The sequence below is a fragment of the Litorivivens lipolytica genome, assembly GCF_014191715.1.
GTDB lineage: Bacteria > Pseudomonadota > Gammaproteobacteria > Pseudomonadales > Spongiibacteraceae > Litorivivens > Litorivivens lipolytica.
The window spans coordinates 2,501-5,590 of sequence record NZ_JACHWY010000006.1; the positions used below are offsets into that span (position 1 = coordinate 2,501).

1 rRNA gene is annotated in these 3,090 nt (G+C 52.6%); it reads left to right on the forward strand.

What is annotated here, in order from left to right:
• Positions 1-57 precede the first annotated feature (57 nt).
• Positions 58-2,947: ribosomal RNA gene (locus FHR99_RS16145) — 23S ribosomal RNA — on the forward strand.
• Positions 2,948-3,090: the final 143 nt, after the last annotated feature.

Consider the following 3,090-nt stretch of genomic DNA (forward strand, 5'->3'; position numbering starts at 1 on the left):
AATGCAGTTTCTTGATTGTGTTGTTGGTTGAGTAGTTGGAAGACTACTTGATTATATGGTCAAGCGACTAAGCGCACACGGTGGATGCCTTGGCAGTTAGAGGCGATGAAGGACGTTGGAGCCTGCGATAAGCAGCGGTAAGGTGGCAACCAACCTATGACCCGCTGATTTCCGAATGGGGAAACCCACCCGTCATAAGGCGGGTACTGCATACTGAATACATAGGTATGTGGGGCGAACCCGGGGAACTGAAACATCTAAGTACCCGGAGGAAAAGAAATCAACCGAGATTCCCTTAGTAGCGGCGAGCGAACGGGGACTAGCCCTTAAGCTTGGGGGCTGCTAGTGGAACGGTCTGGAAAGTCCGGCGATACAGGGTGATAGCCCCGTACACGAAAGCGAACCTAAGTGAAATCGAGTAGGACGGGACACGTGTTATCTTGTCTGAACATGGGGGGACCATCCTCCAAGGCTAAATACTCCTAACTGACCGATAGTGAACCAGTACCGTGAGGGAAAGGCGAAAAGAACCCCGGAGAGGGGAGTGAAATAGAACCTGAAACCGTGTGCGTACAAGCAGTGGGAGCCAACTTGTTTGGTGACTGCGTACCTTTTGTATAATGGGTCAGCGACTTAAGGTCTGTAGCAAGCTTAACCGTTTAGGGGAGGCGTAGGGAAACCGAGTCTTAATAGGGCGAATTAGTTGCAGGCTTTAGACCCGAAACCCGGCGATCTATCCATGGCCAGGTTGAAGGTGCCGTAACAGGCACTGGAGGACCGAACCCAAGTATGTTGAAAAATGCTGGGATGAGCTGTGGATCGGAGTGAAAGGCTAATCAAGCCGGGAGATAGCTGGTTCTCCTCGAAATCTATTTAGGTAGAGCGTCATGTCTTACCCGCGGGGGTAGAGCACTGTTTGGGCTAGGGGGTCATCCCGACTTACCAACCCCATGCAAACTCCGAATACCGCGGAGTACAATCATGGCAGACACACGGCGGGTGCTAACGTCCGTCGTGGAGAGGGAAACAACCCAGACCGCCAGCTAAGGTCCCTAATATACGTTAAGTGGGAAACGATGTGGGAAGGCTTAGACAGCTAGGAGGTTGGCTTAGAAGCAGCCACCCTTTAAAGAAAGCGTAATAGCTCACTAGTCGAGTCGGCCTGCGCGGAAGATGTAACGGGGCTAAACGTATAACCGAAGCTGCGGATGCTAGCTTGCTAGCATGGTAGAGGAGCGTTCTGTAAGCCGTTGAAGGTGAATCGAGAGGTTTGCTGGAGGTATCAGAAGTGCGAATGCTGACATGAGTAACGATAAAGCGGGTGAAAAGCCCGCTCGCCGGAAGTCCAAGGGTTCCTGCGCAACGCTAATCGGCGCAGGGTTAGTCGGCCCCTAAGGTGAGGCTGAAGAGCGTAATCGATGGGAAACGGGCTAATATTCCCGTACTTGTTATGACTGCGATGGAGAGACGGAGAAGGCTAGGCCAGCGCGGCGATGGTTGTCCGCGTTTAAGGCGGTAGGCTGAGGACTTAGGCAAATCCGGGTCCTTAAGGCCGAGAACTGATGACGAGTGATCTTTTAGATCGCGAAGTGGTTGATGCCATGCTTCCAGGAAAATCTTCTAAGCTTCAGGTCATAACGAACCGTACCCCAAACCGACACAGGTGGACAGGTAGAGAATACCAAGGCGCTTGAGAGAACTCGGGTGAAGGAACTAGGCAAAATGGCACCGTAACTTCGGGAGAAGGTGCGCCGCTGACGGTGAAGGGCTTGCCCCGTAAGCTGTTGGCGGTCGAAGATACCAGGTGGCTGCGACTGTTTAGCAAAAACACAGCACTGTGCAAACACGAAAGTGGACGTATACGGTGTGACGCCTGCCCGGTGCCGGAAGGTTAATTGATGGGGTTAGACTTAGGTCGAAGCTCTTGATCGAAGCCCCGGTAAACGGCGGCCGTAACTATAACGGTCCTAAGGTAGCGAAATTCCTTGTCGGGTAAGTTCCGACCTGCACGAATGGCGTAACGATGGCCACGCTGTCTCCACCCGAGACTCAGTGAAATTGAAATCGCTGTGAAGATGCAGTGTACCCGCGGCTAGACGGAAAGACCCCGTGAACCTTTACTATAGCTTGACACTGGACTCTGATGTTATTTGTGTAGGATAGCTGGGAGGCTTTGAAACCATGACGCTAGTTGTGGTGGAGCCGACCTTGAAATACCAGCCTGGTAACATTGGGGTTCTAACTTAGGTCCGTTATCCGGATCGAGGACAGTGTCTGGTGGGTAGTTTGACTGGGGCGGTCTCCTCCCAAAGAGTAACGGAGGAGCACGAAGGTGCGCTAATGACGGTCGGAAATCGTCAGGTTAGTGTAAAGGCACAAGCGCGCTTGACTGCGAGACTGACAAGTCGAGCAGGTACGAAAGTAGGTCTTAGTGATCCGGTGGTTCTGTATGGAAGGGCCATCGCTCAACGGATAAAAGGTACTCCGGGGATAACAGGCTGATACCGCCCAAGAGTTCACATCGACGGCGGTGTTTGGCACCTCGATGTCGGCTCATCACATCCTGGGGCTGAAGCCGGTCCCAAGGGTATGGCTGTTCGCCATTTAAAGTGGTACGCGAGCTGGGTTCAGAACGTCGTGAGACAGTTCGGTCCCTATCTGCCGTGGGCGTTGGAGAATTGAGAAGAGCTGCTCCTAGTACGAGAGGACCGGAGTGGACGAACCTCTGGTGTTCGGGTTGTGTCGCCAGACGCATTGCCCGGTAGCTATGTTCGGACGGGATAACCGCTGAAAGCATCTAAGCGGGAAGCCTCCTTCAAGATAAGTTCTCCCTGGGGCTTCGAGCCCCCTAAAGAGCCGTTCAAGACCAGGACGTTGATAGGCAGGGTGTGGAAGCGTTGTGAGGCGTTGAGCTAACCTGTACTAATTGCTCGTGAGGCTTGACCATATAATCAAGTGGTTTAGCCAACAATGAAATATCAATGAAACTGCGACGGTTGTTACACGACCGAGAAAGCAGAATGTACTCAGACAAAAGCTATCAGTTTAACCATCACCCTATTTGTGTGTGAACGAGCAGGCTAACGTAGC